This is a genomic window from Rubrivivax soli (assembly GCF_049810355.1).
Taxonomy (GTDB): Bacteria; Pseudomonadota; Gammaproteobacteria; order Burkholderiales; family Burkholderiaceae_C; genus Rubrivivax.
On the sequence record NZ_CP187368.1, the window covers coordinates 3,619,890 to 3,643,018 of the forward strand.

At 73.7% G+C, this 23,129-nt stretch carries 22 protein-coding genes; 16 read left to right on the forward strand and 6 right to left on the reverse strand.

Annotated elements, in window-relative coordinates:
* Positions 1 to 5 precede the first annotated feature (5 nt).
* The 4 genes from ACPOLB_RS16520 to ACPOLB_RS16535 all read left to right on the forward strand — a co-directional run bounded on the left by ACPOLB_RS16520 (position 6) and on the right by ACPOLB_RS16535 (position 2,979).
* Positions 6 to 1,367: a tetratricopeptide repeat protein gene (locus ACPOLB_RS16520; RefSeq protein WP_425257108.1), complete on the forward strand. Its 1,362-nt coding sequence runs from the start codon at positions 6 to 8 to the stop codon at positions 1,365 to 1,367.
* Complete coding sequence (locus tag ACPOLB_RS16525) at positions 1,364 to 1,729, forward strand: DUF1992 domain-containing protein (RefSeq protein ID WP_425257109.1); 366 nt, start codon at positions 1,364 to 1,366, stop codon at positions 1,727 to 1,729. Before ACPOLB_RS16520 ends, ACPOLB_RS16525 begins: the two co-directional genes overlap by 4 nt.
* 70 nt (positions 1,730 to 1,799) lie before the next feature.
* Complete coding sequence (locus tag ACPOLB_RS16530; RefSeq protein ID WP_425257110.1) at positions 1,800 to 2,081, forward strand: hypothetical protein; 282 nt, start codon at positions 1,800 to 1,802, stop codon at positions 2,079 to 2,081.
* A gap of 190 nt (positions 2,082 to 2,271) precedes the next feature.
* Entirely contained in the window at positions 2,272 to 2,979 is a 708-nt protein-coding gene (locus ACPOLB_RS16535) for a cistern family PEP-CTERM protein (RefSeq protein ID WP_425257111.1), read from the forward strand.
* A 93-nt stretch (positions 2,980 to 3,072) separates the two neighbouring features.
* Here ACPOLB_RS16535 and ACPOLB_RS16540 read toward each other — a convergent pair whose 3' ends face one another.
* Entirely contained in the window at positions 3,073 to 4,908 is a 1,836-nt protein-coding gene (locus tag ACPOLB_RS16540; RefSeq protein ID WP_425257112.1) for a S8 family serine peptidase, read from the reverse strand.
* Positions 4,909 to 5,091: 183 nt separating this feature from the next.
* Positions 5,092 to 5,742 (reverse strand): glutathione S-transferase family protein, encoded by a 651-nt coding sequence (locus ACPOLB_RS16545; RefSeq protein ID WP_425257113.1) that lies wholly within the window; start codon positions 5,740 to 5,742, stop codon positions 5,092 to 5,094.
* A 57-nt stretch (positions 5,743 to 5,799) separates the two neighbouring features.
* On the opposite strand from ACPOLB_RS16545, the gene ACPOLB_RS16550 reads away from it, so the two are divergent.
* From ACPOLB_RS16550 to ACPOLB_RS16565, 4 genes are all read left to right on the forward strand, one after another.
* Positions 5,800 to 6,261, forward strand: coding sequence for an OsmC family protein (locus ACPOLB_RS16550; RefSeq protein WP_425257114.1), 462 nt, complete (start codon positions 5,800 to 5,802; stop codon positions 6,259 to 6,261).
* A 57-nt stretch (positions 6,262 to 6,318) separates the two neighbouring features.
* Positions 6,319 to 7,149 (forward strand): zinc-dependent peptidase, encoded by an 831-nt coding sequence (locus ACPOLB_RS16555; protein WP_425257115.1) that lies wholly within the window; start codon positions 6,319 to 6,321, stop codon positions 7,147 to 7,149.
* A 74-nt stretch (positions 7,150 to 7,223) separates the two neighbouring features.
* Complete coding sequence (locus ACPOLB_RS16560) at positions 7,224 to 8,711, forward strand: deoxyribodipyrimidine photo-lyase/cryptochrome family protein (RefSeq protein ID WP_425257116.1); 1,488 nt, start codon at positions 7,224 to 7,226, stop codon at positions 8,709 to 8,711.
* Between the two features lie 47 nt (positions 8,712 to 8,758).
* Positions 8,759 to 9,886, forward strand: coding sequence for an FAD-binding domain-containing protein (locus ACPOLB_RS16565; protein ID WP_425257117.1), 1,128 nt, complete (start codon positions 8,759 to 8,761; stop codon positions 9,884 to 9,886).
* 21 nt (positions 9,887 to 9,907) lie between these two features.
* Here the strand turns inward: ACPOLB_RS16565 and glpK are convergent, their stop codons facing one another.
* Complete coding sequence (glpK, locus tag ACPOLB_RS16570; RefSeq protein ID WP_425257118.1) at positions 9,908 to 11,383, reverse strand: glycerol kinase GlpK; 1,476 nt, start codon at positions 11,381 to 11,383, stop codon at positions 9,908 to 9,910.
* A 102-nt stretch (positions 11,384 to 11,485) separates the two neighbouring features.
* Between glpK and ACPOLB_RS16575 the strand changes: the two genes are divergently transcribed.
* The 6 genes from ACPOLB_RS16575 to ACPOLB_RS16600 all read left to right on the forward strand — a co-directional run bounded on the left by ACPOLB_RS16575 (position 11,486) and on the right by ACPOLB_RS16600 (position 18,852).
* Positions 11,486 to 14,206, forward strand: coding sequence for a LuxR C-terminal-related transcriptional regulator (locus tag ACPOLB_RS16575; protein WP_425257119.1), 2,721 nt, complete (start codon positions 11,486 to 11,488; stop codon positions 14,204 to 14,206).
* Between the two features lie 70 nt (positions 14,207 to 14,276).
* The gene (locus ACPOLB_RS16580; RefSeq protein ID WP_425257120.1) at positions 14,277 to 14,993 is read left to right on the forward strand and encodes a formylglycine-generating enzyme family protein; all 717 of its coding nucleotides are present in this window, start codon (positions 14,277 to 14,279) and stop codon (positions 14,991 to 14,993) included.
* 31 nt (positions 14,994 to 15,024) lie between these two features.
* Complete coding sequence (locus ACPOLB_RS16585) at positions 15,025 to 15,999, forward strand: DMT family transporter (RefSeq protein ID WP_425257121.1); 975 nt, start codon at positions 15,025 to 15,027, stop codon at positions 15,997 to 15,999.
* 73 nt (positions 16,000 to 16,072) lie between these two features.
* A complete protein-coding gene (locus ACPOLB_RS16590) occupies positions 16,073 to 16,513 on the forward strand; it encodes a VOC family protein (RefSeq protein ID WP_425257122.1) in 441 nt (146 codons plus the stop codon).
* 2 nt (positions 16,514 to 16,515) lie between these two features.
* Positions 16,516 to 17,760: an FAD-dependent monooxygenase gene (locus ACPOLB_RS16595; protein ID WP_425257123.1), complete on the forward strand. Its 1,245-nt coding sequence runs from the start codon at positions 16,516 to 16,518 to the stop codon at positions 17,758 to 17,760.
* 87 nt (positions 17,761 to 17,847) lie between these two features.
* The gene (locus ACPOLB_RS16600; RefSeq protein ID WP_425257124.1) at positions 17,848 to 18,852 is read left to right on the forward strand and encodes an XdhC family protein; all 1,005 of its coding nucleotides are present in this window, start codon (positions 17,848 to 17,850) and stop codon (positions 18,850 to 18,852) included.
* Positions 18,853 to 18,870: 18 nt separating this feature from the next.
* Here the strand turns inward: ACPOLB_RS16600 and ACPOLB_RS16605 are convergent, their stop codons facing one another.
* From ACPOLB_RS16605 to ACPOLB_RS16615, 3 genes are read right to left on the reverse strand one after another with little or no spacing between them, the layout of a single operon-like run.
* Positions 18,871 to 19,374 (reverse strand): TPM domain-containing protein, encoded by a 504-nt coding sequence (locus ACPOLB_RS16605; RefSeq protein ID WP_425257125.1) that lies wholly within the window; start codon positions 19,372 to 19,374, stop codon positions 18,871 to 18,873.
* Between the two features lie 3 nt (positions 19,375 to 19,377).
* Positions 19,378 to 20,298, reverse strand: coding sequence for a TPM domain-containing protein (locus ACPOLB_RS16610; RefSeq protein WP_425257126.1), 921 nt, complete (start codon positions 20,296 to 20,298; stop codon positions 19,378 to 19,380).
* Positions 20,299 to 20,305: 7 nt separating this feature from the next.
* Entirely contained in the window at positions 20,306 to 20,920 is a 615-nt protein-coding gene (locus tag ACPOLB_RS16615) for a LemA family protein (RefSeq protein ID WP_425257127.1), read from the reverse strand.
* A 94-nt stretch (positions 20,921 to 21,014) separates the two neighbouring features.
* Between ACPOLB_RS16615 and ACPOLB_RS16620 the strand changes: the two genes are divergently transcribed.
* Both ACPOLB_RS16620 and hemE read left to right on the forward strand, forming a co-directional pair.
* A complete protein-coding gene (locus ACPOLB_RS16620; protein WP_425257129.1) occupies positions 21,015 to 21,794 on the forward strand; it encodes a hypothetical protein in 780 nt (259 codons plus the stop codon).
* 7 nt (positions 21,795 to 21,801) lie between these two features.
* On the forward strand, positions 21,802 to 22,908 hold the full coding sequence (gene hemE, locus ACPOLB_RS16625) for a uroporphyrinogen decarboxylase (protein ID WP_425257130.1): 1,107 nt from the start codon (positions 21,802 to 21,804) through the stop codon (positions 22,906 to 22,908).
* The last annotated feature ends 221 nt before the right edge of the window (positions 22,909 to 23,129 follow it).

The window sequence follows — 23,129 nt, forward strand, 5'->3', positions numbered from 1 at the left end:
GCGCCATGGTGTCCCACGACGCGCGCGGCAACCCTTCGGGCAGCGGCTCGTCGGTGGCACGTGACGCCGTCGAGACCGCGCTGTGGCGCATGATGTCGTTCTACGACACGCCGCTCGCCGACCTCGACGCCGCCACGGCCGCCGACCCCGGCTGGGCGCTGCCGCACGTCATGCGCGCCGGCTTCCTGCTGAGCCTGACCGAACCCGCGCTGTGCGACGAGGCCGCCACCCACCTGGTGACCGCGCGCACGCTGATCGACGGCGCACCGGCGGGCGAGCAGACCCACTTGGATGCCGTGCAGGCGCTGCTGGAAGGCCGCTGGCAGACGGCCTGCCAGCGCTGGGACGCGCACCTGGTCGAGCACCCGCGCGATGCGCTCGCGCTGCAGTGGGCGCAGCTGTGGGACTTCTACCGCGGCGACGCCAACGGCCTGCGGCTGCGCCCCGCGCGCGCGCTGCCCGAATGGAGCGCGGGCGACCCGCTGCGGCCGTTCGTGCTGGGTCTGTACGCCTTCGGGCTGGAGGAGTGCAACCTGTACCCGCAGGCCGAGGACGCCGGGCGCCAGGCGCTGCAGGCCGACCCGCGCGTGCCCTGGGCCGTGCACGCGGTGGCGCACGTGATGGAGATGCAGGGCCGCTTCGAGGAAGGCTCGGCCTGGCTGCGTCAGCACCAGCCGGCCTGGGCCGACGGCAACGGCTTCGCCGGCCACCTGTGGTGGCACAAGGCGCTGTTCCGGCTGGAGGCGCTGGACGTGGCCGGCGTGCTGCGCCTGATCGACAACCACCTGAGCGGCGACGCCGTGCAGATCACGCTGCAGCGCGTGGACGCCGCCGCCATGCTGTGGCGGCTGCACCTGCTGGGCCACGACGTCAGCGGCCACGCCGCGGCGCTGGCGGCGGGCTGGCCGGCCGGCGACGCCGAGGCCGGCTACTACGCCTTCAACGACGTGCACCGCGTGCTGGCGCTGCTGGCCGCCGGCCAGGGCGCGGCGGCCGAAGCCTGGCTGGCCCGCTGCGCGCAGCGCGCGCTCGACGCCTGCGACGTGCGGCGCAGCAACCACGCCGTGGCCCGCGAGGTCGGTCTGCCGCTGATGCGCGGGCTGCTGGCGCTGGAGCGCGGCGACGCCGATGCGGCGGTCGACCTGCTGTACCCGGTGCGCACGCTGGCCCGCGGCTTCGGCGGCAGCCACGCCCAGCGCGACCTCATCGACCTGACGCTGCTGGCGGCGGCGGTCGCGTCCTCGGGCAGCAGCCGGCGTGCCGTGGGCCGCGCGCTGCTGAACGAACGCCTGATGGCCAAGCCGCTGACGCCGCTGACCCGGCACTGGCTGCAGCGCCTGGGCAGTGCACAGGAGGTGTCGGCATGAGTCCCGAGGAACAGAAGCGCGAACACCGGCTGCAGCTGCTGGAAGACCACATCGGCCAGTCGCTGCGCGACAGCGAGGCCAGCGGCGAGCTGCGCGCCGCGCCCAGCTACGGCCGTCCGCTGCACTTCGGCGACGGCTACGCCGAGACGCCCGACGCGCTGAAGATGCCGATGAAGATCCTGAAGGACGCCGGCTACGCGCCACCCGAGGTGGAGCTGATGCGCGAGATCGCGGCACTGCAGGCGGCGCTCGACGCGTCGCCTGACATGGAGTCGATGAAAACGCAACAGCAACGCCTGTCCGAGATGCGGCAACAGTTGGCACTGCGCCTGGAGAAGTTGCGCAGCAGCGGCAGTCTCTGAGGCCCGCCGGGTCAAGGCAGCGGCCGGGTGGGCCGATACCCGGTGAAACAACTCGTCACACCGGACCGCCATGCGACAACTCGATGAATGGGGCTTCCCCCGGCACCTGCTGGACGGCGGCGACACCGCGATCTGGGCCCGCGTGCTGTCGCTCACCGGCGCGCTGATGACCCACACCTCGTCCAACCCGGAGATGCAGCGCTTCGTCTCCGACGTGCTGGGCGCTGGCGCCTCGCCCAGCACCGACGGCCTGGACTCGCGCGCGCCGTTCGACGAGCCGCTGCTGGGCCTGCGCACGCGCGAGCTGCGCGAACCGGCGGTGTTCCACCAGTTGTTTGGGCGTCATACCTGACCGACCGCTCCGTGCGGGCCGGTCTGGCGCTGCCTGTGACTTGTCGAGAAACTTGACAACCGCCCGGCACCGCCCCGGGAGCTGAGTGGGAAAACCCACCCAAATCAATGGGTTGGGAAAGCTGGCCCAAAAGCTGCTTTCTTCTCGTCACAAGTCACCCGTCCCCTTCACCACCTCTCAGGGCGCAGCAATGAAGTCATTCGCACAACGAGTTCTCTCCTCCGTCGTGGCAGCCGGGGCCCTGGGCTTCGGGGCCATCGGCAGCGCGCAGGCCGCCGCCGTCACCTTCGACTCCGTCGGTGACGCCAGCACCCTGTCTTACGTCCTCACTTGGGACGGCGCTTCGCTGAACACGACCTTCGCGTTCTCGCTGACCTCGCTGACCAGCAGCACGGCCGTGTTCTCGGTGACGGCGACCAACGCCTCGTCGGGCCCGGGCCAGAACGCGCTGATGTCCTTCGGCATCGATGTGGTCGCGCCGACGCTGACCGGCGCCGTGGCCAACGCGGGCTGGGATGCGGGTGTTGACCTGATCCTCCCGGGCTCGGGCGGCGGTGCCGGCGGTCCTGGCGCCAACCGCGTCGACCTGTGCGTCTACTCTTCGGGCGGCTGCGCAGGCGGCGCCATCGGTGGTGGTCTGGCTGAAGGTGAAGTCAATGTGTTCCAGCTGACGCTGACCACGGCAGGTGACTTCAGCGCCAGCGGCGTTACGTTCACCAGCCCCTACAGCGCCAAGTGGCAAGACGTCGGCCTGAGCGGCCAGTCGTACGAGAGCACCGCTGGCTGCTTCGACTGTGACGGGGGCCCGGAAACCGGCGTGCCGGAACCCGCGTCGCTGGCCCTCGTCGGCCTGGCGCTGCTGGGTGCGGCTGCCGCCGGCCGCCGCCGTCGCGGCTGATCCTGGTCGCAGCGCCTTGCGGGGCGCACAGCAAAAAGCCCGTCACCGACGGGCTTTTTTCATGGGCTTGCGGCGCCAGTGCGCTGCGGTGGTTCAGCGCGAGACCGTCACCGACACCGCGTTCTTGTTGCCGGCGGCGTCGGTGGCCACGGCCTGCAGCGTGTGGCTGCCGGCCTTCACCTTGCGGGTGTTCCAGTTGTAGGACAGGCTGCCACCGGTGGCCGAGGCCACGAGCTTGCCGTCGATGTAGAGCTGTTGCTTGAGGCCTGCGCTGCCGCTGTCGTCGCTGGCGCTGGCGCGCACGGCCACGACGCCCGACACCTTGCTGCCGCTGGCCGGGTTCAGCAGCTGCACTGCCGGCGCGGTGGTGTCCGCCACCACCGGGGGGGGCGCCACGGTGGTGTTGGCGACCGTCACCGACACGGTGGCCGAGCTGCCGCTGTTGCCGGCGGCGTCGACCGCCACCGCGCTGATGCTGGCCGTGCCGTTGGCCAGCGTGCTGCTGTCCCAGCTGAACTGGTAGGGCGCGCTGCTGTCGCTGGCCACGGTCTTGCCGTTCACGCGCAGGTCGACACGGGTCACGCCGACGTTGTCGCTGGCGCTCACGTCCACCGGCACGAGGCCGCTGACGCTGGCGCCGTTGGCCAGCGAGGCCACGGCCACCGACGGCGCCTGGCTGTCCACCGTGGCCGTCGCGGCCGCAGCAGCCACCGCGGCAGCGGCATCGACCCGGCCGTGGCCGAAGTAGATGTCGCGGCCGGCCGTGCCCAGGTCGAGCGCGGTCTGGTACAGCAGGCTTTCCACCTGTGCCGGCGACAGCGTCGGCTGCACCGACATCATCAGCGCGATCACGCCGGCCGTGGCCGGTGCCGCGAACGAGGTGCCCGACACCGACGCGTAGTTGCCATCGCTGTGGGTGGTCCAGATGCCGACGCCGGGCGCGGCCACGGCGACGTAGCTGCCGTAGCTCGACCAGCTGGCCTTGGCGTCGTTGCTGTCGGTGGCCGACACCGGGATCATCGTCGTGCTGGCCGGCGAGCCGTCGTTGGCGTTGCTGTTGCCGGCAGCCACGACCAGCAGGCCGCCCTTGCTCTTCAGGTAGCTGGCGGCGCTCTGCACCGACGCGCTGGCGTAGACGCCCGCGAAGCTGGCGTTGGCCACGCGCGCGCCGTTGTCGGCCGCCCAGGTCACGCCGGCGGCGATGGTGCTGTAGTAGGCGTAGCCCGAGCTGTCCGAGACGCGGATCGGCATGATGCGCGCCGCGCCGGCCACCCCGGCGACGCCGGTGCCGTTGTTCGTGATGGCGGCCGCCGTGCCGGCCACCTGCGTGCCGTGGCCGCGCACGTCGGCGGTGTTGGCGTTGTTGTCGACGAAGTTCCAGCCCGGCACCAGGTTGGCGGCCAGGTCGGCGTGCGTGGCCAGCACGCCCGAGTCGAGGATGGCGATGGTGATGCCGCGGCCCTGGGCCGTGTCCCAGGCCGTCGGCGCCGAGATCTTCGGCAGGTGCCAGGCGCTGCCCATGTAGGGGTCGGACGCCGCCATGCCGCTGCGCACGCGGCGGTCGAGTTCGGCGAACTTCAGGTGCGGGTGGCGTGCCAGGCGGTTCAGCACCGCCACTTCCGAGGCCTGCGGCGGCAGCTCGACCACGTGCACGCCGCTGCCGCCCAGCCGCCGCGACCGGCTCCCGGGCACGCCGATCACGCGCTCCAGTTCCGCGGCCGGCAGGCCGGCACGGGGCATCACGAGCAGGCGGCCCGGCGCCCAGTCGGCGGCGGCCTGGACCTGGGCCTGGGCCGCCGCTGCGCCGGCCGCGGCCAGGGCTGCCAGCGTCACGGCGGCGATGCGGGTGCGCGGGAAGCGGCGGATCGGGTGGCTGGCGGGCAGGGAACGTGCGGCGCTGCGGGGCTGGGGCTGGCGGGTGATGTCCACGACGACTTTCTTGTGCTGGGGCCCGCGGCCCCGGCACCGCAGGGTGCGGCGTCTGGGAGTCGGGGCCCGGAGAACCTGGGAATCTGTTCCCAGATTTTCGACGTCGGGCCCACCCACCTGAGGGCCGAACAGTCACCGAACACTGGTTCCTGTCACCAGTTGCAACCGCCTTGCCCCGTGCGCTCAGACCAACGGCGCTGGAAGTTGTTCGGCCGCAACAGCCTGCTGCATGGCCGGCCGGGCCAGCACCCGGGCCAGGTAGGGCCCGATGTGCGGAAAGTCACGGGCCGGGCGGTCGCTGAATCCGCGTGTCCAGCGGCACAGCATCCAGGTGTAAATGTCTGTAGCTGTGTAGGACGACCCCAACAACCACGGGCCGCCGTGGGCGGCGAGCTGGTCGTCGATCTGCTGCAGCAGCGCGACCACGCGCGCCTGCGCGTGCGCCTTCACCTGCGCGGCGCCGGCCGTGTTGCCGGCATCCACCAGGCGCTCGGGGTAGAAGTAATGGATCAGCGTCGCCTGCAGCGTGTTCGTCAGCCACACCAGCCACTTGTAGAAGTGCGCGCGCTCGGGCGTGCCCAGTGCCGGCGCCAGGCCGGCTTGCGGGTGCGTGTCGACGAGGTGCAGGCAGATTGCTGCCGTCTCGTACAGCACCAGGTCGCCGTCGACCAGCACCGGGATCAGGCCGTTCGGGTTCAGCCGCAGGTAGGCCGGCGCCTTGTGCGCCTGGTGCGCGCGGTCCACGAGCAGCAACTCGAAGGGCACGCCGATCTCGCGCAGCAGCGCGTGCGGCGCGAAGCTGGCGTTGCTGGGGTGGTAGTGCAGTTGGATCATGGTGCCGATGATCGCAGCTGCCGCCCCACCAGCCCACCGCCGCCGCAGAATGCCGGCATGCATGCATACACCGCCCAGCTGCTGTGGCAGCGCGCCGAAGGCGAGGCCTTCACCGACAACCGCTACCACCGCGCCCACCGGCTGCGCTTCGACGGCGGCGTGGAGCTGCCGGCGTCGTCGTCGCCGCTGGTCGTGCCGCGGTACTCCGACCCTGCGGCGGTGGACCCGGAAGAGATGTTCGTGGCCTCGCTGTCGAGCTGCCACATGCTGTGGTTCCTGTCGCTGGCCGCCGCCGACGGCTGGTGCGTGGACCGCTACGAGGACGCCGCCGAGGGCGTGATGGCGCGCAACGCGCAGGGCCGCATGGCGATGACCGAGGTGACGCTGCGGCCGCACGTGGTGTTCGCCGGCCGGCAGCCCGGCGCCGAGCAGCTGCACGACCTGCACCACCGCGCGCACGCCGCCTGCTTCATCGCCAACTCGGTCCACACCGACGTGCGCTGCGAACCCAGGGCTTGAATTCGCGGCCGCGCGGGCCCAACTGCCGCTGTCCTGGGCCCGATGGAAGCCGCGATCTTGTCTCTCGTTCCGCTCGCGGTGCTGGCCGCGCTGGCCCTGGCGGTCGCGGCCTGGCTGTGGGGCCCGCCGCTGTGGGCCGCGCTGCGGCGCTGGCGCATCACGCGGCGGCCCTTCCCGCACGCGTGGCGGCAGGTGCTGCAGCAGCGCATGCCGTACTTCCGCCGCCTGCCGGCCGACCTGCAGCTGCAGCTGAAGAAGCACATCCAGGTGCTCGTGGCCGAGAAGCCCGTGCTGGGCTGCGACGGTCTCGTCGTCACCGAGGAGATGCGCGTGCTGATCGCCGCGCAGGCCGGCCTGCTGCTGCTGAACCGGCGCGCCGGCTACTTCCCGCAGTTGCGCCAGGTGCTGCTGTACCCGGGCGCCTTCGTCGTCGACCGCGTGCAGCGCGACGGCGCGGGCCTCGAGCGTGGCGAACGCCGGGTGCTGCTGGGCGAGTCGTGGCAGCAGGGGCAGGTGCTCCTGTCGTGGGACGACGTGCTGGCAGGCGCGGCCGTGCCCGGCGACGGGCGCAACGTCGTGATCCACGAGTTCGCGCACCAGCTCGACCAGGAGAGCGGCGCCGCCAACGGCGCGCCCTTCCTGGGCCGGCGCGTGCACTACGCGCGCTGGGCGGCGACGCTGGGCGCGGCCTACGCCGCGCTCCGCGCGCGCGTGGACGCCGGGCTGCCCGGCGTGCTCGACCCCTACGGTGCCACCGACCCGGCGGAGTTCTTCGCGGTGGCCAGCGAGGCCTTCTTCGAGCAGCCCGAAGCCCTGGCCGGCGAGCAGCCGGCGCTGTTCGCGGAGCTGGCGGGCTACTACCGCGTGAACCCGCTGAGCTGGCAGTGAGCTGACGCCGCATTGACGCGTTCGTGTGCGCTGTGCGGGCGGCGGCGGGCGCCTGCAGTCCGGACAATCAGCGCATGTCCACAGCCCTCGTCTGGTTCAAGCGCGACCTGCGGCTGCGCGACCACGCGCCGCTGGCCGCGGCGGCGCAGCACGGCGCGGCCGCGGGCTTGTTCGTCATCGAACCCGCGTGGCTCGCCAGCCCCGAGTGCGACCCGCAGCACGTGGCCACCACGCTGCAGTGCCTGGCCGAGCTGCGCGCCGGGCTGGCGGCCCGCGATTTGCCGCTGCTGGTGCGGGTGGGCGATGTGCCGGCGGTGTTCGACGAGCTGCGCCGCACGGTCGCGTTCAGCCACCTGCTGAGCCACGAGGAGACCGGCACCGGCTGGAGCTACGACCGCGACCGCGCCGTGGCCGCCTGGTGCCACGCGCGTGGCGTGGTGTGGCACGAGTGGCCGCAGACCGGCGTGGTGCGGCGGCTGCGCAGCCGTAGCGGCTGGGCCGCGCAGTGGGCGCGGCGCATGGACGCGCCCGAGGTGGCGCAGCCCGTGGGCTACGCGGGCGCCGCCTTCGACCCGCTGGAACTGCACGCGCTGCCGACGCTGCACAGCCTGGGCCTGCCGGCCTCGCGGCCGCTGCCGCCGGCCGGCGAGGCCGCCGCGTGGCGAACGCTGCACAGCTTCCTGGCCGGCCGCGGCCGCGACTACCGCCGCGCGCTGTCGAGCCCCATCACCGCGCCCGACGGCTGCAGCCGCCTCAGCGCGCACCTGGCTTTCGGCAGCCTGTCGATGCGCAGCGTGCACCAGGCCACCGAAGCCGCCATCGCCGCCACGCCCGACCGCCAGCTTGCCTACGGCCTGCGCGGTTTCGCCAGCCGGCTGCGCTGGCACTGCCACTTCATGCAGAAGCTGGAAGACGAGCCCGCCATCGAGCACCGCAACTTCGCCCGCAGCTGCGACGGCGTGCGCGGCGGCGGGCGCGACCGCCTGCGCGAAGTGCTGCCCGACACCCCGCCAGAGCAAGAGCGCCTCGAGGCCTGGTGCGCCGGCCGCACCGGCTACCCCATGGTCGACGCCTGCATGCGCCACCTGTGCGCCACCGGCTGGCTCAATTTCCGCATGCGCGCCATGCTGGTGAGCTTCGCGGCCTACCACCTGTGGCTGGACTGGCGCGCGCCGGGGCTGTTCCTGGCGCGGCAGTTCCTCGACTTCGAGCCCGGCATCCACTGGAGCCAGATGCAGATGCAGAGCGGCACCACCGGCATCAACACGCTGCGCATCTACTCGCCGGCCCGGCAGGCGGCCGAGCACGACCCCACCGGCGCCTTCGTGCGGCGCTGGGTGCCCGAACTGGGCACGCCGGCCTACCCGCAGCCCATCGTCGACGAACGCCGCGCGCTGGCGTTTGCGAAGGAAACGCTCTACGGCCTGCGCCGCACGCCCGAGGCGCGCGCCGAGGCCGACGCAGTGCAGCAGCAGCACGGCTCGCGCAAGGCCGGGCTGCCGCCGTCGGGCACGGCGCGGCGCCGCACGCGCACGGCATCGACGCAGGGCGAATTGTTTTGACGGCGCGCCGTGCCGAAGCGGCACCGCGCCGTGGTCTGATCGGGGCCATGACGTCCACCCCCGACCTGTTCGACGGCGACGCCGGCACGGCCTTCGAGCCCACGCTGGCTGCCGCCCGCGCCCGCATCGCCGCCGTGCGCCCCGGCGACTACGCCCGCACCCGCAACCACCTCGACGGCGCGGTGACGCGGCTGTCGCCCTACATCACGCACGGCTTCGTCTCGCTGCCGGGCGTGCTGTCGGCGGTGCGCCAGCACCACAGCGTGCACGGCGAGTCGAAGTTCCTCTACGAACTCGGCTGGCGCGAGTTCTTCCACCACGTGTGGCGGCACGCGGGCGACGGCATGTTCGCGTCGCTGCACGCCGGCCCGCTGCCCGACGACGCCTACCTGCCGGCGCTGCCCGAGGACATCCGCCGCGGCGCCACCGGTGTGCCGGTGGTCGACCAGGCGGTGCGCCAGCTCTACGCCACCGGCTGGCTGCACAACCACGCGCGCATGTGGCTGGCCAGCTACGTGGTGCACCTGCGCAAGGTGCACTGGCGCGCGGGTGCCGACTGGCTGTACGGCCACCTGCTCGACGGCGACCTCGCCAGCAACCATCTCAGCTGGCAGTGGGTGGCCGGCACCGGCAGCCACAAGCCCTACCTGTTCAACGCCGAGAACGTGGCGCGCCACGCGCCGGCGCCCTGGCACAGCCCGGGCACGGTGCTCGACACCTCGTACGAAGCGCTCGACGCGCTGGCGCGCAGCGCCACCCCGGTGCCTGGGGGCGGCGGCACGCCGGTGGACGAACCGCCGCTGCTGCACACGCCGCCGCCGGGGCTGAAGCTGGCGCCGCAGGGCAGCCTCGACCATGCCTGGCTCGCCCACCCCTGGGCGCTGGGCGAGGCGCCGCCAGGGCAGCGCGCGGTGGGCGTGTTCGTCGCCGCCTTCCACCAGCGCTGGGCCTGGAGCGCGCGGCGCTGGCAGTTCGTGGCCACGCGCATGGCCGCGCTGGGCACGCCTGCGCAGTGGTGCGACGCGCCGCTGCCGGCCAGCGCCGGCACGCGCGCCGACCCGCACCTGGGCACGCTGCTGCAGCCGGCGGCGCAGTCGCCGGTGCAGCGGCTCTTTGCCGACCCTGGCCGGCGTCTGGCCTCGTTCTCGCAGTGGTGGCGGGCGGTGAACGCCTGACCGTGCCGCCGGGCTTGCGGTTCAGGCCGCGCAGGCCTGGCGCACCGCGTGTTCCCAGCCCGCCATCAGCTCCGCCGCCCGCGTGCGCGGCATCGTCGGCAGGAAGCGCCGCTCCACCTGCCAGTGCCGTGCCAGCGTGTCCTGGTCGGGCCAGACGCCGGTGGCCAGCCCGGCCAGGTAGGCGGCTCCCAGTGCCGTCGTCTCGGTGATGCGCGGCCGCACGACCGGGATGCCCAGCAGGTCGGCCTGGAACTGCATCAGCAGATCGTTGACGCTGGCGCCGCCGTCCACGCGCAGCTCGGTCACGGCGCCGGTGTCGCGCGCCATCGCCTGCAGCAGCGCGGCGCTCTGGAACGCGATGCTCTCCAGCGCCGCGCGTGCGATGTGGGCCACCGTCGTGCCGCGGCTCAAGCCCACGATGGTGCCGCGCGCGTCGGCGTTCCAGTAGGGCGCGCCCAGGCCGGTGAAGGCCGGCACCACGACCACGCCGCCGGCGTCGGGCACGCTTTCCGCCAGCGCCTGCACCTGGTCGCTGGAGCTGATGGCGCGCAGCCCGTCGCGCAGCCACTGCACCACCGCGCCGCCGATGAAGACGCTGCCTTCCAGCGCGTACTCGGGCGTGCTGCCGGGCTGGGCCGCCGCGGTGGTGAGCAGGCCGTGGTTGGAGGCGGTGCACTGCCCGCCGGTGTGCATCAGCATGAAGCAGCCGGTGCCGTAGGTGTTCTTCGCCAGCCCGGCGCTGAAGCAGGCCTGGCCGAACAGCGCCGCCTGCTGGTCGCCCGCGATGCCGGCGATCGGCAGCGGCGCGCCGAACAGCGTGGTCTCCCCGAACACGTGGCTCGACGGGAACACCCGCGGCAGCAGGCTGTCGGGCACGTGCAGCACCTTCAGCAGCTCGTGGTCCCAGACGTTGTGGCGGATGTCGAACAGCATCGTGCGCGACGCGTTGCTCACGTCGGTGGCATGCACGTGGCCACCGGTCAGCTTCCACAGCAGCCAGCTGTCGATGGTGCCGAAGGCCAGCTCGCCGCGGGCCGCCGCGATGTGCGCGCCGTTCACGTGGTCGAGCAGCCAGCGGATCTTGGTGGCCGAGAAGTAGCTGTCGATGACGAGCCCGGTGCTGCGGCGCACCTGCTCCTGCAGGCCGTGCGCGCGCAGCTGCGCGCACAGCGGCTCGCCGCGACGGTCCTGCCAGACGATCGCGTTGTGGACGGGCTGGCCGGTGCGCCGGTTCCACAGCACCGTGGTCTCGCGCTGGTTCGTGATGCCGATGCCGGCGATGTCGTGCGCGGTCAGCCCGGCGCGCGCCAGCGCCTCGTGTGCGGTGGCCAGCTGCGTCCGCCAGATCTCTTCGGGGTCGTGCTCGACCCAGCCGGGCTGCGGGTAGATCTGGCGGAACTCGCGCTGCGCCATCGCGACGATGCGGCCCTGCGCATCGAAGACGATGCTGCGCGAGCTGGAGGTGCCCTGGTCGAGCGCCAGGATGTGCTGTGCCATGCCGTGTCTCCTGTCGTGGTCCCGCGGTCGTGCTGCGGCTGTCGGCGCCCAGCATAGCCAGTGTTGCAGCGGCGGCGTTTTGCCTTAGGCTCGCGCCCAGCCATGGAAGCCCTGCGCTTTGCCAGCACCAAGATCCAGCCGCCGCGCCAGCGCGTGGCGCGGGTCGAGCGCCCGCAGCTCGACGGCGCCGTCGCGCGCGCGCTGCGGGCGCACCGCGTGGTGCTGCTGCAGGCGCCGGCCGGCTTCGGCAAGACCTCGGCGCTGGCGGCGCAGCTGGCGCTGGCCCAGCAGCAGGGGCCCGGGCTCGCCACGGCCTGGGTGTCGCTGGACAGCGACGATGACGCCGAGCGCGTGTTCGCCTGCCTGGTGGCGGCGCTGGAGCCGCACGACCTGCCCTGGCGCACCGCGCCCGAGGCGCTGGTGTCGCTGGCCGGCAGCGGCGAGGCCAGCGGCCTGCAGCGCGCCGCCGCCGAGCTGCTGAACGCGCTGGCCGACTGCGAGGCCGCGCGCGGCGCCATCGTGCTGGACGACCTGCACCGCGTGGAGCAGCCGGCGGTGTTCACGCTGCTGGACCTGCTGGTCGAGCGCCTGCCGGCGCGCTGGACGCTGGTGCTGGCCAGCCGCACCGCGCCGCCGCTGGCGCTGGCACGGCTGCGCGCCGCCGGCGAGCTGGCCGAGTTCAACCAGGACGACCTGCGCTTCAGCCGCGACGAGACGGCGGCGCTGCTCGCCGCCGAGGCGCTGCCGCAGGCGGCCGAGCGCACGGCCGAGCTGTTCGAGCGCACCGCCGGCTGGCCCGCCGGGCTGCGGCTGGCGCTGGCGGCGCTGCGCACGCGCGGCGGCATGGCCGTGGCCGGCCACGCGCTGATCGACCGCCACCTGTTCGACTACCTCGCCGCCGAGGTGCTGGCCGAGATGCCCGAGCCGCTGCACGACTTCCTGCTGCGCACGGCCGTGCTGCCCGAGCTGACCGCGCCGCGCGCCGCGGCCGTCAGCGGCGACCGGCGCGCCGCCGAGTGGCTCGACGAGATCGAGCGCCGCGGCCTGTTCGTCACGGCGCTCGACGCGCAGGAGCGCACGCTGGTGCTGCACGACCTGTTCCGCGACGCGCTGCTGCTGCGGCTGCAGCAGCATCTGCCCGGCGAGCTGCCCGCGCTGCTGCGCCGCGCCGCCGCCGGCGAGACCGACGCGCTGCGCCGCGTGGGCTACCTGCTGCGGGCGCAGGACTGGCCAGCCGCCGAGGCGGCGCTGGGCGATGCTGCCGACGCGCTGTTCCTCGAAGGCGGGGCCGGCGAGGTGCTGCGCCTGGTGGAGCAGGTGCCGCCGGCGCAGCGCAGCGCGCGCTCGCAGCGGCTCGCCGCGGCCGCTGCGTGCCTGCGCTGGCAGTGGGTGGACATGGCGCGCTGGTGCGAGCAGGCCATCGACAGCGCCGGGCGCAGCGGCGACACCGCCGAGCTGCACCTGGCACAGGCGACGCTGGCCAGCGCGCTGTACCCGCTGGACCGCAACGGCGAGGCCGAGGCGCTGATCGCGGCGCTGCACGCGCAGGAGCCGGCGCTGGCGCCCACCGCGCGCGCGCTGACGCTACTGGCCGACTGCTCGCAGCACTTCCGCCGCGGCGAGCACCGGCAGCTGCCAGCGCTGTACGGCGCGCTGCTCGACATCCTCGAGCGCGGCGAGTCGCTGGTGCGCTGGTGGGAGTGCGCGCCGCCCGTCAACTGGAGCACCATCGCCGGCATGCAGCCGCTGCTGGCGCGCTACGTGGCCGGCGTGCTGCCGCGCCTGGGCGACCGGCCGCTGCCGATGCGCGGCGAACTGCGCCTGGTCCACGCCTTCGGCCACCTGTGGGCCGGGCGCATGCCCGAGGCGCTGGCCGAGATCGAGGCCACCGAGGCCGACATGCAGTGGCTGGCGGTGTCGGGCGAGCTGCAGGTCAACGTCGAGCTGTTCCGCATGATCGTCGACGGCATGCTCGGCCGCGGCCCGGCGCTGCAGGCGCGGCTGCAGGCACGCATCGCGCGCCAGGCGCAGGCGGCGTCGTCCACGCCGGCCAGCCTGGTGCTGTGGCGGCACCACATGGCGGTGTACGGCATCCGCCTCACCGACAGCGTCGGCGCCGACCCCGCGGGCCTGCAGGCCTGGGCCATGCTGCTGAAGGAAGACCCGCTGCGCAACCCGGCCGCGAACAGCCCGCGCGCCACCGCCGTGCGCGCGCGCTTCGCCGCTGCCGAAGGGCGCTGGGCCGATGCCTCGGCGCTGTTCGCGCAGCTGCTGCCCAAGCTGCCCGAGATGGACGTGATGGGCCAGCGCACCGACCTCACGTTGCGCGCCGGCCACGCGCTGATGCGCCAGGGACGCCTCGACGAGGCGGCCGCCGTGGTGGCGCCGGTGCTCGACCGGTTGATCGGCGAGGGCGTGCGCGGCCAGGCCCTGCTGTGCGGGCCGGTGGTGCTGCAGGCGCTGGCGGACGCGCCCTGGGCCACGCGGCTGTCTGCCGCCCAGCACGCCGAGCTGGCGGCGGCGGCGCAGCTGTCGCAGGCGCTGCGCGGCGGGCCGGTGCCGTCGTCGACATCGACGCCGGCATCGGCCACCGCCGCGACCGCCGCCATCGCCGCGACCGCGGCCGATGGCCCCGACCACGGCCTGAGCGCGCGCGAGCGCGAGGTGCTAGAACGCATGGCCGCCGGCGACAGCAACAAGCTGATCGCCCGGGCGCTGGACATCAGCCCGCACACCGTGAAGCGGCACGTGGCCAACATCCTGGGCAAGCTCGACCTCGCCTCGCGCAGCCAGGTCGCGGCCTGGCTGCACGCCCACGGCTGAACGCGGCGCGCGGGGCGCGGTCGGCCCTGCCGGGCACGGGCTTTCGCGCCGCGCCATCATCGGCACCGCCATGACGACGACCCTGTTGCACACGGCCTGCGCCCTCGCCGGCCTGCTGGCTGCCACCGCCGCCACCGCGCAGCCGCGCGTGCAGCTGGGCGGCCTGGCCATCGACCGCACCGAGGTCACGGTGGCGCAGTTCGCGCGCTTCGTGCAGGCCACCGGCCTGCGCACGCGCGCCGAACGCGAGGGCGGCGGCTTCGAGTTCGACGGCGGCTGGCAGCGGCGCCCGGGCTGGACCTGGCGCGCGCCCGACGGCCCGCCGTCGGCGGCGACCGCCGACACGCTGCCCGCGGTGCACGTCACGCACGCGGAGGCAGCGGCCTACTGCCGCTGGGCCGGTGGGCGCCTGCCCACCGCCGCCGAGTGGCTGCAGGCCGCCTTCACCGAGCAGCGGGCCGACCCGCCCGCGCCCTGGCAGCGCGGCCGCACCTACCCCTGGCCCACGGGCGACAGCCCGGCCGGCGCCAACACCAGCGGCGCCGACCCCTGGCCGCGCGCCGCGCCGGCCGGCGCCACCGCCGCGGGCGTCAATGGCCTGCACGACATGGGCGCCAACGTCTGGGAATGGGTGGCCGACGCCCGGGCTGGCGAGCGCCGCACGATGGGCGGCTCGTGGTGGTACGGGCCCGAGCAGATGCGTGCCGACGTGCAGGCCTGGAAGGCGGCCGACTTCGCCGCCGTCTACATCGGGTTCCGCTGCGTGCAGGGCGGCAGCGGCGGCTGACCCCGCCGCCGACCCTGGCACAGTCGCGGCCATGCCGCACCGTGCCGCCCTGCTGTCTGGAACCTGCTTCGCGCTCGCCGCCGGCCTCATGTGGGGGCTGGTCTTCGTCGCGCCGCTGCTGCTGCCGCAGTACCCGGCGGCCGTGCTGTCGGTGGGGCGCTACCTGGCCTTCGGGCTGATCGCGCTGCCGCTGGCCTGGTGGGACCGCGCCCGCATCGCCGAGCTGACACGCGCCGACTGGCTCGAAGCCGCCAAGCTCGCGCTGGTCGGCAACCTGCTGTACTACCTGTTCCTGGCGGCGGCGATCCAGCGTGCCGGCGGCCCGCTGCCCACCATGCTCATCGGCACGCTGCCGGTCGTCATCGCGATCAGCTCCAACCTGCGCGACCACGCGCGCGACGGCCGCCTCGCCTGGGGACGGCTGGCGCCGTCGCTGGCACTGATCGCCACCGGCATCGGGCTCGTCAACCACGCCGAGCTGCAGCAGCTCGACCCGCAGGCCGACCTCGGCCGTTACGCCAGCGGCGCGGCGCTGGCGCTGCTGGCCGTGGCCTGCTGGACCTGGTACCCGCTGCGCAACGCCGACTGGCTGCGCAACCACCCGGGCCGCAGCCCGAGCACCTGGGCCACCGCGCAAGGCATCGCAACGCTGCCGCTGGCGGCGCTGGGCGCGCTGGGGCTGGCGGTCACGGGCGCGGGCGACGGCTTCGCGCTGCCGCTCGGGCCCACGCCCGAGCGCTTCGTGCTGCTGATGTTCGGGATCGGCCTGTTCGCGTCCTGGCTGGGCACGCTGTGCTGGAACGAGGCCAGCCAGCGCCTGCCGACCACGCTGGTGGGCCAGCTCATCGTGTTCGAGACGCTGGCGGCGCTGGTCTACGCCTTCGTGCTGCGCGGCCAGTGGCCGGTGCCGGCCACGCTGGCGGGCATCGCGCTGCTGGTGGCGGGCGTGCTGTGGGCGCTGCGTGCGCGGCCGGCGCCGCTGGCGGCCGAGGCCCACCCGGGATAGCCGCAGTGCACGCATTGATCGTGTGATCAATAATGCCGGGCCGGCGTGTCGCCGGTGCCCCGGAGCCTGCGTCATGGCGCTGTCGCTGAACCACTACTCGATCCGCACGCTGGACCTGGCGGCCTGCGAGCGCTTCTACTGCGACGCGCTCGGGCTGGTGGTGGGGCCACGACCGGCCTTCCAGTTCCCAGGCCTGTGGCTGTATGCCGGCGACACGTCGCAGTGGGCCAACGCCGCCGTGCACATCATCGGCATCGACCGCAACGACCCCGAAGGCCTGCGCGCCTACCTGGGCGACCGCGACGAGGCGGCGCTGCACGGCACCGGCGCCATCGACCACGTGGCCTTCTTCGCCACCGGGCTGGCCGAGACGCTGGCGCGGCTGCAGCGCCTGGGGCTGCCGTGCCGCGAGCGCACCGTGCCCGACCTCGGCCTGCACCAGGTCTTCGTCGACGACCCCAACGGCGTCGTCGTCGAGCTGAACTTCCCGGCCCACGAAGCCGCGGCGGCCTGACCGTGGCGCGCATCCTCGTCGTCGGCGGCTCGCTCGGCGGGCTGATGGCCGGCAACCTGCTGCTGCGTGCCGGCCACGACGTGACCGTGCTGGAACGCTCGCCGCGCTCGCTGGAAGGCCGCGGCGCCGGCATCGTCACGCACGACACGCTGCGCGCGGCGCTGCGCGGCTGCGGCCTGGCTGCCGACGGCACGCTGGGCGTGGCCGTGGCCTCGCGCGTGCTGCTGGCGGCCGACGGCAGCACGCAGGCCACGTGGGCGCACCCGCAGATCCTCACCTCGTGGGGCCGGCTGTACGCGCTGCTGCGCGCAGCGCTGCCGCCCGAGCACCACCGGCTCGGCGCGCAGGTCCAGTCCGTGGCGCAGCACGCGCACGGTGCCAGCGTGCAGCTGGCCGGCGGCGAGACGCTGCACGCCGACCTGGTGGTGGCGGCCGACGGCATCCGCTCGGGCCTGCGCGCGCAGCTCGCGCCCGCCGTGCAGCCGCAGTACGCGGGCTACGTGGCCTGGCGCGGCGTCTGCGACGAAGCCGCGCTGTCGCGCCACACGCGGCAGACGCTGTTCGAGCACTTCGGCTTCGGCCTGCCCGACGGCGAGCAGATGATCGGCTACCCGGTGGCCGGCAGCGGCGACAGCACGGCGCCGGGTGCGCGGCGCTGGAACTTCGTCTGGTACCGGCCGGCCGCGGCGGGCGCCGAACTGCAGGCGCTGCTGACCGACGCCGACGGCGTGCACCACCCCGACGGCATCGCGCCGCAGCAGGTGGCGTGGCGCTGCATCGCCGACGTGCGCCAGGCCGCGCGCGCCAAGCTGGCGCCGCAGTTCGCGGAAGTGCTGGAGAAGACCGCCGTGCCCTTCCTGCAGCCGATCTACGACCTGGAGTCGCCGCAGCTGGCCTTCGGCCGCGTGGCCCTGCTGGGCGACGCCGCGTTCGTGGCCCGGCCGCACGTGGGCATGGGCGTCAGCAAGGCCGGCGACGACGCGGTGGCGCTGGTGGCCGCCATTGCCGCGCACGGTGCCACGCCCGCCGCGCTGCAGGCCTATGCCGCCGAGCGGCTGCCGCCGGGCCGTGCGGTGGTGGCGCGTGCGCGCCGGCTGGGCCGCTACATCGCCGCGCAGCAGCCGGGCCGCACGCGGCCGCGCAGCGCCGCCGAGCAGCTGCAGGTGGTGCACGAGACCGCCATCGAGGCCAGCGGCGTCGACCTGGCGCTGGAGGCCGAGGCGGTTGTGCCATCCGGGAACAGCTGACCCCGCACCAGCGCCCCGCCACCTGCTGTGGCAAGCTTCTCGCCCCGCAGGCCGCCGCGCCGGCAGGCGTCAACGCAGGAGCCCCCGATGAACAGCATGGATGTCGAAGTCGTCCGCACCGCGATGGACTGGATGAACCGCGGCCACCGCGTCGTGCTGGGCACCGTGGTGCGCACCTGGGGCAGCAGCCCGCGCCCGCCGGGCAGCCTGATGATCATCCGCGACGACGGCCAGGTCGCCGGCTCGCTGTCGGGCGGCTGCATCGAGGACGATCTCATTGGCCGCGTCAAGCGCGGCGAGCTCGCGTCGCGGCTGCCGCAGAGCACGACCTACGGCGTCAGCGCCGAGGAGGCGCAGCGCTTCGGCCTGCCCTGCGGCGGCACCGTGCAGATCGTGCTGGAGCCGCTGGGCGCGCAGTCGATGCTGCGCGAGCTGCTGTCGGCGATCGAGGAACACCGCGTCGTGCGCCGGCGGCTCGAGCTGGCCACCGGGCTGGTCGGCCTGCGCCCCTGCGACGACGGCGACGCGCTGCACTTCGACGGCCAGGTGCTCGACACCGTGCACGGCCCGCGCCTGCGGCTGGTCATCATCGGCGGCGGCCAGCTGAGCCGCTACCTGGCCAGCATGGCGGTGATGCTGGACTACCGCGTCACGGTCTGCGACCCGCGCGAGGAATACCACGAGGGCTGGGACGCCATGGAAGGCGTGACGCTCAGCCGCCTGATGCCCGACGACCTGGTCATCGCGATGAACTTCGACGCCAACAGCGCGCTCGTGGCCGTGACGCACGACCCCAAGCTCGACGACCTGGCGCTGATGGAGGCGCTGAAGACGCCGGCGTTCTACGTCGGCGCTCTGGGCTCGCGGCGCAACAACGACGCGCGCCGGCAGCGGTTGCTGCAGTTCGACGTCAGCGAAGCCGAGGTGGCGAAGCTGCGCGGCCCGGTGGGGCTGAACCTGGGCGGCAAGACGCCGCCGGAGATCGCGCTCAGCGTGGTCGCCGAGATGACCGCCGCGCGCCGCGGGGCGCTGCTCGACGGGCCGCTGGCCGACTGGAGCGGCTCGCAGACGGCCTGCCGCGTCAGCGCCTGAAGGGCGTCCGGGCCGGCGTCAGCGCAGGTCCACCCGGTCGGGCAGTTCGTTCGGATTGGCCTCGCCCGCGGCCAGCGGGTAGTGCTGAAGCAGCAGCGCATCCACCGCGTCCACCGCCTGCAGCAGGCCTTCCTCGAAGCGCCCGGCACGGAAGGCCTCGCGCATGCCGTCCACCAGCGCCTGCCACTGCGCGGCGGGCACGTGCCGCGCCAGGCCGCGGTCGGCCACGATCTCGATCGCGTGTTCGGCCAGCAGCAGGTAGATCAGCACGCCGTTGTTGTGCTCGGTGTCCCACACGCGCAGCTTGCCGAACAGCGTGACCGCGCGGTCGCGTGCCGTCAGGTCGTTCCAGAGGTACGACCACGGCAGCGCGGCTTCGACGCTGATGCGGATCTCGCCGCTGTGGCGGGCCTCGCCGGCGCGCACGCGTGCCTCCAGCCGCGCCAGGGTCTCGGGGCCGAGCGCGCGGCGCGCGTCGGGTTCGTCGCTCCAGCGGTGCCGGATCAGGCGTGCAAGCTGCATGGTCTACCAGTCTCCCGAGGCGCCGCCGCCGCCGAAGTCGCCGCCGCCGCCGGACGAGAACCCGCCGCCGCCACCACCGAATCCGCCACCACCGCCACCGAAGCCGCCGCCGCCGCTCCAGCCCCCGATGGTGGGCCCGCCGCGGTGCCCGCCCAGCGAGCGCAGCGCCGAGCCGATGCCGAACACCGCCACCAGCACCAGCGCCACCACGCCCGCGCCCACGGCCAGCAGCACGCTGGCGGTGAGGAACCAGGCGATGCCGCCGGCAGCCCCCGCGGTGAGCACCGCGCCCAGCTTGCGGCCGACGATGCGGCCCAGCACCGTGCCGATCAGCGGCACGGCCACGAACAGGAACATGCCCAGCTCGTCCCACTGCAGCCCGGGCCGGGCGCGTTCGCTGGCACCCGGCAGCGGCAGGTCCTCGCCGCGGATGCGTTGCACCAGCAGGTCGACCGCGGCGTTGAGGCCGCCGGCGTAGTCGTCGGCCCGGAAGGCCGGGCGGATCGCGCGGTCGATGATCTGCCGCGCCGCGAGGTCGGGGATCGCGCCTTCCAGCGCCTTGGCCACCTCGATGCGCACGCGGCGTTCGTCCTTGGCCACCACCAGCAGCACACCGTCGCCGACGTCGCGGCGGCCGATCTTCCACTGGTCGGCGACACGCTGCGCGTAGGCCGCGATGTCCTCGGGCGCCGTGGCCGGCACCAGCAGCAGCACGATCTGCGGCCCGGCCTGGGCCTCGAAGGCCGCCAGCTTGGCGTCGAGCGCCTGCGCCTGCGCCGCGCTCAGCGTGCCGGTCTGGTCGATGACGCGGCCGCTCAGCGGCGGCACCGGCAGTTCCTGCTGCGCCTGCGCCGCGGCCGGCAGCAGCAGTGCCAGCAGCAGGCTCAGCAGCAGGCTGAGCAGCCGAGTCGGCAGCAGGCGCATCGGCGCGCTACTTCGACGCCGGCTTGTCGAAGCTCACCGCCGGCGGCGCGCTGATCTGGGCCTCGTTCTGCACCGTGAAGCTGGGCTTGACGCCATAGCTGAACACCATCGCCGTGAGGTTGGTCGGGAAGCTGCGCGTCAGCACGTTGTATTCCTGCACCGTCTTGATGTAGCGGTTGCGCGCCACGGTGATGCGGTTCTCGGTGCCCTCGAGCTGCACGCGCAGGTCCTGGAAACCCTGGTTGGCCTTCAGGTTCGGGTACTGCTCCACGGTCACCAGCAGCCGGCTCAAGGCGCCCGACAGCTCGCCTTGCGCGGCCTGGAACTTGTTGAAGGCCTCGGGGTCGTTGATGAGCTCGGGCGTGGCCTGGATGCTGGTGGCCTTGGCACGCGCCTCGATCACCTTCGTCAGCGTCTCCTGCTCGAAGTTGGCCTCGCCCTTCACGGTGGCGACGATGTTGGGGATCAGGTCGGCGCGGCGCTGGTACTGGTTCAGCACCTCGCTCCAACCGGCCTTGACCTGCTCGTCCAGGCGCTGGAAGTCGTTGTAGCCGCAGCCGCTCAGCGCCAGCACGGCGGTGCCGGCGGCGATCCAGGTCTTCAAGCCCGTCTTCCAGCCCATGGTGCAGTCCTCCTGTGGTTGTGCGGTCGATGCTACTCGCGCCGTCCAGGTGGGGCGTGACAATGCGCATTCAAGTGCCCGACAGGCCCGACCGTTGACGCCTTCCTCTCCCGACCTGCTGCACCACGCGCTGCGCGGCGCCGCCCAGGGCACGGCCGAGCCGCTGCCGCGGCTGCAGCGCGCGCTGGTGGTGGGCGCGGGCGGCACGCTGGGCAGCGCGGTGCTGGCCGAGGCCTTGGTGGCCGGGCGCTTCCAGCAGGTGGCGGCGGTCGTCGCGGGGCCACTGACATCGGCACTGCGCGGGCTGCAGACCTGCGGCGTGCAGGCCCTGCTGGACGGCGCCGCGGCGGTGCAGGCCGACGTCGCCTTCGTCGTGTTCGAGCGCGCACGCCACAGCAATGGCCGCGACGACGCCTTCTTCCAGCCCGACCCGGACCAGCTGCTCGCGCTGGCGCAGGGCCTGCACGCGGCCGGCGTGCGCCGGCTGCTGGTGGTGGTGCCGCATGCGCCTGCGCTGCTGCCGCACGCGCTGAAGGCGGGCTTCGCTTCGCAGGCCGAAGGCGCGGTGGCGGCGCTCGGCTTCGAGCAGCTGGTGTTCCTGCGCGCGGCGCAAGGCGGCGGCGCGGGGGCCACGGGCTCGCGGCTGCAGCGCTTTGCCGCGTGGTGGCTGGGCCAGCTGCAGTGGATGGTGCCGCAGCGCGAGCAGCCGGTGCGCGCGGTGGTGCTGGCGGCGCTGGCCGTGCAGCTGGCGCAGTTGCTGCCCGCGGCCCGGCCCGGCACGCGCGTGCTGGCGCCCGAGACGCTGTGGCTGGCCGCGCAGGCGGGCGCGGCCGGGGGCTTGCCCGCCTTGGCGGCCTGGCTCGGCACTTCATAATCGTTCGATGACCGCACCGCTGCTGAACGACACCTTCCTGCGCGCCTGCCTGCGCCAACCCACCGACCACACGCCCGTCTGGCTGATGCGCCAGGCCGGCCGCTACCTGCCCGAGTACAAGGCCACGCGCGTGCAGGCCGGCAACAGCTTCATGGGCCTGGCCACGAACCCGCAGTACGCCACCGAGGTGACGCTGCAGCCGCTGGACCGCTACCCGCTGGACGCGGCCATCCTCTTCAGCGACATCCTCACCGTGCCCGACGCGATGGGCCTGGGCCTGAGCTTCGGTGCCGGCGAGGGCCCGCGCTTCGCGCACCCGGTGCGCGACGAGGCCGCGGTGGCCGCGCTGCAGGTGCCCGACATGGACAAGCTGCGCTACGTGTTCGACGCCGTGACGTCGATCCGCCGCGCGCTGAACGGGCGCGTGCCGCTGATCGGCTTCTCGGGCAGCCCCTGGACCCTGGGCTGCTACATGGTCGAAGGCGCGGGCAGCGACGACTACCGCCTCGTCAAGACGCTGATGTACAGCCGCCCCGACCTGATGCACCGCATCCTGGCCGTCAACGCCGAGGCGGTCACGCTCTACCTGAACACCCAGATCGACGCCGGCGCGCAGGCCGTGATGGTCTTCGACAGCTGGGGCGGCGTGCTCGCCGACGGCGCCTTCCAGCGCTTCAGCCTCGACTACACGCGCCGCGTGGTGCAGGGCCTGAAGCGCCACACGGCCGACGGCGCCCCGGTGCCGGTGATCGTGTTCACGAAGGGCGGCGGCCCGTGGCTGGAGGAGATCGCCGCGATCGGCGCCGATGTGGTGGGCCTGGACTGGACCGTCAACCTGTCGAAGGCCCGCGCCGCGGTCGGCGACCGCGTGGCGCTGCAGGGCAACCTGGACCCCAACGTGCTGTTCGCGCCGCCCGAGGCCATCGCGCGCGAGGCCATGGCCGTGCTCGACGCCTTCGGCCCGCCGCAGCGGCCCGACGGCCGCTGGGACGGCCACATCTTCAACCTCGGCCACGGCATCAGCCAGCACACGCCGCCCGAGCACGTGACGGCGCTGGTCGAGGCCGTGCACCGCCATTCGCGCCAGCAGCGTGCTGCCGCCGCCGGCCGGTAAGTGAGTGCTCAGCCGACACAACAACCGTGTCGGCGCTTGACTTATCCCCAAAAACGCGGCTAGGCCCGGAAGGCAGATCGGCGCCCTCCAGATGCCATCCGTGCTTGCCCTGATTTGTGCTAAGTCATTGATTTTGTTGAGAGTCGATCGCTGCCCGCGCAGCGCGCAATCCAAGCCACGGCCCGCAAAATCAAGCACTTGGCGGCGCTGGACGCAGGTTT